We start from the raw sequence: 5,981 nt of genomic DNA on the forward strand, positions 1-5,981 counted from the left end.
ACTTTGCAACAGAACCTTATATAAAATAATACCTGATAATTTGATTAAAACATTTTCTTCTGGTGAATTATTGTCAATATTGTTCATAGCTATAATTTTAGGTATTTCGATGTCGATTTTATTATCTTCATCTGATAAAAACACACAACAAAAAACAGAATCGCTTCAATCACTTTTTGAAATTTTGAATAAACTTTTTAATATTATATTAAATGGTATATTGCTATACGCACCAATTGGTGTATTTGGTATTAGCGCCTCAACATTTGGTTCTCAAGGATTAAACTCTTTTAAATCTTTATTATTATTTACACTCACTTTTTATATAGGAATTTTTATTTTATGGTTACTAGTTTATTTTAGTTTTTTAAAATTAGCTAATAAACCTGTTTGGAAATTTTTAAAAGATACTAAAGAAGCTTATTTAACTGCTTTTTTCACTTCAAGTAGTATCGCTTCTTTGCCTATTTCAATTAAGTCTGCTAAAAAAGCTAATATTTCAAATGAGGTGATTAATTTTTCAATCCCTTTGGGTACTATATTTAATTCTGATGGCGGCGCTCTTAGAATGGGGGTATCAATTGTATTTGCAACTAACGTTACCGGAATAAATTTATCTTTAGAAAATTTATTTATGATTGTAATCATAGGAACAGTATTATCTATCGGTACTGCTGGTATTCCAGCTGGTGGTCTTATTACTCTTTCTGCTGTTCTTAGTTTATTCGGTTTACCGTTAGAAATTGTAGCTTTAATAGCTGGTGTTGATGCAATAATAGGAATGGGTGGGACTGCCTCCAATGTATTAGGTGATATAATTGGAGCTGCTGTTATAGATAAAAAAAATAAAGGCTATAACTAATTTTATAGTTATAGCCTTTATTTTTTAATTTATTCTGCAGTTTCTCCGCCATCAACTGGTAGATTAATACCTGTAATAAAAGAGGACTGATCAGAACATAACCACACTGCGGCGTTCGCCTGTTCAATTGGTACACCCATACGCCCTAATGGGATTCCTGATTCAAAAGCTTTCGCTTGTTCTGTTGATTCTTGGCTCCAACTTTCCACCGCCGCAGTTCTTGTCATACCTGGACAAATTGAATTAATACGTATATTTTTTTTACCAAATTCTAAGGCAGCACTTTTAGTTAAGCCATTAACTCCGTGTTTAGCAGAAATATAGGGTGTTAAACCAGGTGTACCAACTAAACCTCCAGTAGATGCTGTATTAACAATTGCGCCTCCACCAGATTCAAGTATAGCTGGTATCTCATATTTCAAACATAAAAATGTACCTGTTAAAGTAACATCAATTGCACGTTGCCAAAGCTTTGTGTCAACTTCTGTTAATGGAGCTGTTGGTGCTCCTATTCCTGCATTATTATGCGCCCAATCCAATTTACCAAATGTTTCTAAAGTTTCATCAATTAAAGTTTTAACTTCTTCTTCTTTAGCAACATTACACTTAACAAAGTGTGCTTCTCCACCTTGCTCTTGAATGAGCCTCACAGTTTCATATCCTGCATCTTCAGAAATATCTGAAACAACAACTTTTGCTCCTTCTTTTGCAAAAGCCAGTGCACTAGCTCTGCCAATCCCGTTACCTGCTCCTGTAACAATACCAACTTTATCTTCCATTAATTTGTTCATAATTTATCTCCTTTTATTTATATATTAATAATCACTGCTACCTAAGAATACAGAGACTCGTCAAATAGCTCTTGCACTATCTCTTACAATAGCAATTTTATTATCTAATCTAGTCATTTAAATCACCTTTCTTTCTAGAATTCCAATATCCTTCTTTAACAAGTTTTTCTTTATTTTTAAAAGCCAAAATAATAGCAATGATATTAGCCACAAATAGTAAAATAATAATAATAAGGCCCGTTGTATAGCTACCTGAAATATCATATATAAATCCATAAGCTGGTAAAGCCACAATAGATGCAAGAGCTAAGCCAATTGACGAAGTGGAATAAATTTGACTATAGTCTTTACTTCCAAATAATGCCGAAGCCATTGCTGGTGCTATTGTTCCAATTGATGAAGTGAACATACCAAATAAGAATAAAGCAACAGCTACGATCACAATAAAATCAGGCATATCAATCAATAAAATAGTGGCGATTAGGCCTAGTATCATAGCCAATAAACCTACTTTTTTTGCGCCAATCTTGTCTGTTAGATAACCAAATACAAGTGAACCTACAAAAACCCCTACCATAAGTGCAGACATCATAGCGCCAGCAATACTAACTTTTTGTCCATGGTTAACAAGGTAAGTAGGAACGTGCATTGTAAAGCTCGATATGGCAGTAATAATGAAGAAAAAGAGGCCTAATAAGAAAAATGCTGGTGTTTTTTTGGCCGTAGTATATGCAATACCTTCAATGCTTTGTGTTTGTTTATGAGAATCTATACCAGCACTTGTATCTCCATAAGCTTTTGTATTTTTATCCTTAGGAAAATTACGGATTAATAATAAAATGATAGGCGCAACAATAATAAGCACACCTATACCTGTAATAAAATATGCATTTCTCCAACCAAATTGACTGATTAAAGTACCTATAATAGGTTGTGCAAATACACCCAGTAATCCCCCAATCGCTGATAAAATACCAAGCGCAATCCCTTTACCTTTACTAAACCATCTTTCAATTAAAACAGGGCCACCTATTACGGTAATGAAAACACCACCTATAGCGAGTGGTATGGCTAAGAGATACCATCCCCAAACTGAGTTCATTAAACCAAATAAAGCGAACGCGCCTGCTTGTAAAACAATAGCAAAAAATAATACTAACCGTGCACTATATTTAGATAATAGTTTTCCTCCAAACGGAAGAAACAGCAGGGTCACAATCGAAGAAACACTTAAATAAATCGTTAAACTCCCTACGCCTACATTTAAATCTTGGGACACAGGGGATAAAAATAAACCTGCTGAATTATTTAACGCTGCTTTACCTAATCCTACAGAAACACAGAGCCCTATTAATATTAATCACGCAAAATGTAACCTTTCTTTATGCATTTAAGCCACCTCTAAAATTTAAAATATTTATCTGCTTTCTGTATTTAGATATTTTACACGTTCAAATAATTTCTTTTGTATCCTTAGTAGTTGCTCAACTTCTTCGGTATTTAAAACAGAATAAACTTCATTTCTCATGTTTCGCCCTTGCTTTTGGGCTTCTTCTAAAACATCTAATCCTTGATCAGTGATTGTAATTAAAATAACACGTCGATCATTTTCTTGTTGCTCTCTAACTATATAGCCTTCCTTTACAAGTTTATTCGTTAATTTAGTAATAGCTCCTGAAGTATAGCCTAGAGAAAGTGCAAGAGACGAAGGTTTCTGTGGGCCCTTCTCTTTTAATTTAGATAAAGCCAAGATTTGTGAAATGTTAACGTTCATATCAAATTTTTTCATAAAAAGTGTCATTGTAGCGTCATTAAACAGTTCAACATTATGAATCAATTCAAAAAAATTATTTTTTTCCATAATTGCTCCTTTCCCCAAAATTACTACGATACTAATATACCAGCAATTATCTTTCTGGTAAAATATTTGATAGTATAATAAATACCTACTTTTTTATAAATTGAAAATAAGTTCAAAGATAATAATTTTAGGGAAAAGACGAGGAGGAATTATGAGTATTTATATAGAAAGTGTTGATTCATTTAATATAAATGAAGTTAAAAATTTAAAAATAGCTAAGAAACAATTTCATTTTATAGAAACAATAACGGATTGTTTGAACGAAGCAATGAAATCTTCACAGTGGCATCCAGTAGCAATTTATAAAGGTGATATTGTCGTTGGTTTTGCGATGTATGGTTGCTTTGGAGAAAACAAAGAAACTTGGATTGATCGAATTCTTATTGATGAACAATATCAACGTAAAGGCTACGGTCGAGAAGCTATGAAATTGCTGATAAATTTAGTTTTAAATAAATATGATATAAACACAATCTATTTAAGTATTGTTAGAAACAATGATATTGCAAGAGCGTTATATGAAGAGTTAGGTTTTCGTTATACATCAATAGATGATTTAAATGGTGAATTAATATTTAAGTATAATAAACATTAATTGTCACTGTAGTGTTTAGTAGCTAAGATTCATAACATAAATTAAACCAAATAAGGAGTGCATAAAAAATGAAAAGATTAAAAGATAAAGTTGTAATTATTACTGGAGCAGCACAAGGTATGGGCAAAATGCATGCTGAAAAAGCATTAAATGAAGGCGCAAAAGTTGTAATTACTGACATAAACAAAGAACTAGGGTTACAAACTTCACAAATACTTGGAGAAAACGCTATATTTATTCAACATGATGTGGCGAATGAAGAACATTGGAGCAATGTAATAAGTACAGTTATTGAGAAATGGGGGCGTATTGATGTATTGGTTAATAATGCAGGAATTACTTATAGTACACCTTTAGAAGAATTGAGTTTAGCAGCTTATATGAAGATTGTGAATATTAATCAGGTTTCTGTATTTTTAGGTATGAAGACTGTAGCAGAGACTATGAAAGCTCAAAACGCCGGTTCAATTATTAACATATCATCTATGAACGGCTTAGTAGGGGGTGCTATTGGATATACTGATACAAAATTTGCTGTTAGAGGTATGACTAAAGCAGCATCTAGAGAATTATCTCCTTATAATATTCGTGTTAATTCCGTACATCCAGGGGTTATCCAAACCGCTATGTTAGAGCAAGAAGATGTTAAAGAGCAAGTAGAACAATTCAAAAAAACGATTCCCATGAGACGTGTAGCACAAGTAGAAGAAGTATCAAACATGGTTATCTTTTTAGCTTCAGATGAAGCTAGTTATTCTACAGGGGCTGAATTTGTTATTGATGGCGGTTTGACAGCATTGTAATAAAAATGGTTTTAAGAGTTTTGCATTATAACACTATAGTGTTATAATGCAATTAATAAAGATATCTGCATTTAATGCACCAAATCCCTCACTATTCCTAGTAGTGAGGGGTTTTTAGTGCGGTTATGTCGCCTATTTACTTATCGTTACGCTTACGTAACCAATGCGCAAACGGCGCAACAATAAAACCACTGATGACTGTGGTCGTGATGTGAACAAAGATATCTGTCATTTTTAGCACCTCCTCTCTACGTCAAATAGACGCCTGAGAGATAGGCGACCCCACTATTATATCATCTATAAGTATACAAGCATATCCACTTCTGATAAGTTGAAATTATGTAAAAATCAAACTTATACCCCATTATAGGCCATAACTTTACGTACGTTTTTAAGTACGTTATAATATAGAATAAAGAAAGGACGTGACTAATAATGAATATTAAAACGCCTACCAATGCTAGAAAAGAATTCTATGAATTACTTAAACAAGTTAATGATAGCCACGAACCCGTTATTATAAGCAGTTCTAAGAGTGAAAATAACGCCGTAATCATAAGTCAGAAAGATTGGGATAGTATTCAAGAAACATTATATCTTGAAACAACAGGGACTATGGATAAAGTACGAGAGCGTGAAAAGGATAACAGTGGCTACACTAACGTTGATGATTTAGACTGGGATAACCTCTAAATGGATAATTACAGTATTTCTATTAAAAATTCAGCAAAAACTGATTTAAAGAAAATTAAACAATCACAGTTGAAAACACAATTCTTAAAAATTGTAGACACGTTAAAAGAAGATCCTTATTTTCCGAGCCAATCTTTTGAAAAGTTGCAACCTAAACACTTAGGGCGCTATTCAAGAAGAATAAACCATCAACATAGAGTGGTTTACGCAGTTGATGAAGATGATAAGGAAGTTTTTATCCTTTCTGCATGGTCACATTATGAATAAAAGCAGCTAATTTTTGGTTCTGTTGCAAAGTAAAAAATATAGCTAACCACTAATTTATCATGTCAGTGTTCGCTTAACTTGCTAGCATGATGCTAATTTCGTGGCATGG

Annotated in this window: 9 protein-coding genes; 5 read left to right on the forward strand and 4 right to left on the reverse strand. The window is 32.7% G+C overall.

Annotation, left to right across the window (positions count from 1 at the left end; genetic code table 11):
- On the forward strand, positions 1–862 hold an 862-nt coding region (locus KA867_RS01715; RefSeq protein WP_210136874.1), incomplete at its 5' end, for a dicarboxylate/amino acid:cation symporter.
- A 29-nt stretch (positions 863–891) separates the two neighbouring features.
- On the opposite strand, the gene KA867_RS01720 is transcribed toward KA867_RS01715, so the two are convergent.
- The 3 genes from KA867_RS01720 to KA867_RS01730 all read right to left on the reverse strand — a co-directional run bounded on the left by KA867_RS01720 (position 892) and on the right by KA867_RS01730 (position 3,514).
- On the reverse strand, positions 892–1,653 hold the full coding sequence (locus KA867_RS01720; protein WP_210136875.1) for a glucose 1-dehydrogenase: 762 nt from the start codon (positions 1,651–1,653) through the stop codon (positions 892–894).
- A 109-nt stretch (positions 1,654–1,762) separates the two neighbouring features.
- On the reverse strand, positions 1,763–3,010 hold the full coding sequence (locus KA867_RS01725; protein ID WP_348634785.1) for an MFS transporter: 1,248 nt from the start codon (positions 3,008–3,010) through the stop codon (positions 1,763–1,765).
- Between the two features lie 60 nt (positions 3,011–3,070).
- Positions 3,071–3,514, reverse strand: a complete 444-nt coding sequence (locus KA867_RS01730) for a MarR family winged helix-turn-helix transcriptional regulator (RefSeq protein WP_210136876.1) — start codon at positions 3,512–3,514, stop codon at positions 3,071–3,073.
- A gap of 151 nt (positions 3,515–3,665) precedes the next feature.
- On the opposite strand from KA867_RS01730, the gene KA867_RS01735 reads away from it, so the two are divergent.
- Positions 3,666–4,109, forward strand: coding sequence for a GNAT family N-acetyltransferase (locus KA867_RS01735; RefSeq protein ID WP_210136877.1), 444 nt, complete (start codon positions 3,666–3,668; stop codon positions 4,107–4,109).
- A 68-nt stretch (positions 4,110–4,177) separates the two neighbouring features.
- Positions 4,178–4,912, forward strand: coding sequence for a glucose 1-dehydrogenase (locus KA867_RS01740; RefSeq protein WP_210136878.1), 735 nt, complete (start codon positions 4,178–4,180; stop codon positions 4,910–4,912).
- 136 nt (positions 4,913–5,048) lie between these two features.
- Here the strand turns inward: KA867_RS01740 and KA867_RS01745 are convergent, their stop codons facing one another.
- A complete protein-coding gene (locus KA867_RS01745) occupies positions 5,049–5,144 on the reverse strand; it encodes a type I toxin-antitoxin system Fst family toxin (RefSeq protein WP_210136879.1) in 96 nt (31 codons plus the stop codon).
- 203 nt (positions 5,145–5,347) lie between these two features.
- On the opposite strand from KA867_RS01745, the gene KA867_RS01750 reads away from it, so the two are divergent.
- Together KA867_RS01750 and KA867_RS01755 are read left to right on the forward strand one after the other, a co-directional pair.
- Positions 5,348–5,605 (forward strand): type II toxin-antitoxin system Phd/YefM family antitoxin, encoded by a 258-nt coding sequence (locus KA867_RS01750; RefSeq protein WP_064209985.1) that lies wholly within the window; start codon positions 5,348–5,350, stop codon positions 5,603–5,605.
- Complete coding sequence (locus KA867_RS01755) at positions 5,606–5,872, forward strand: Txe/YoeB family addiction module toxin (RefSeq protein ID WP_070039741.1); 267 nt, start codon at positions 5,606–5,608, stop codon at positions 5,870–5,872. It begins immediately after the preceding gene.
- Positions 5,873–5,981 lie beyond the last annotated feature (109 nt).

The sequence above is a fragment of the Staphylococcus sp. GDH8C109P genome (genome assembly GCF_017893405.1).
Taxonomy (GTDB): Bacteria; Bacillota; Bacilli; order Staphylococcales; family Staphylococcaceae; genus Staphylococcus; species Staphylococcus cohnii.

What these genes read in the sequence shown, in the direction of transcription:
- KA867_RS01720 (WP_210136875.1), bottom strand. Translation starts at nt 1,653, where the DNA reads ATGAACAAATTAATGGAAGATAAAGTTGGTATTGTTACAGGAGCAGGT.
- KA867_RS01730 (WP_210136876.1), bottom strand. Translation starts at nt 3,514, where the DNA reads ATGGAAAAAAATAATTTTTTTGAATTGATTCATAATGTTGAACTGTTT.
- KA867_RS01735 (WP_210136877.1), top strand. Translation starts at nt 3,666, where the DNA reads ATGAGTATTTATATAGAAAGTGTTGATTCATTTAATATAAATGAAGTT.
- KA867_RS01740 (WP_210136878.1), top strand. Translation starts at nt 4,178, where the DNA reads ATGAAAAGATTAAAAGATAAAGTTGTAATTATTACTGGAGCAGCACAA.
- KA867_RS01745 (WP_210136879.1), bottom strand. Translation starts at nt 5,144, where the DNA reads ATGACAGATATCTTTGTTCACATCACGACCACAGTCATCAGTGGTTTT.
- KA867_RS01750 (WP_064209985.1), top strand. Translation starts at nt 5,348, where the DNA reads ATGAATATTAAAACGCCTACCAATGCTAGAAAAGAATTCTATGAATTA.
- KA867_RS01755 (WP_070039741.1), top strand. Translation starts at nt 5,606, where the DNA reads ATGGATAATTACAGTATTTCTATTAAAAATTCAGCAAAAACTGATTTA.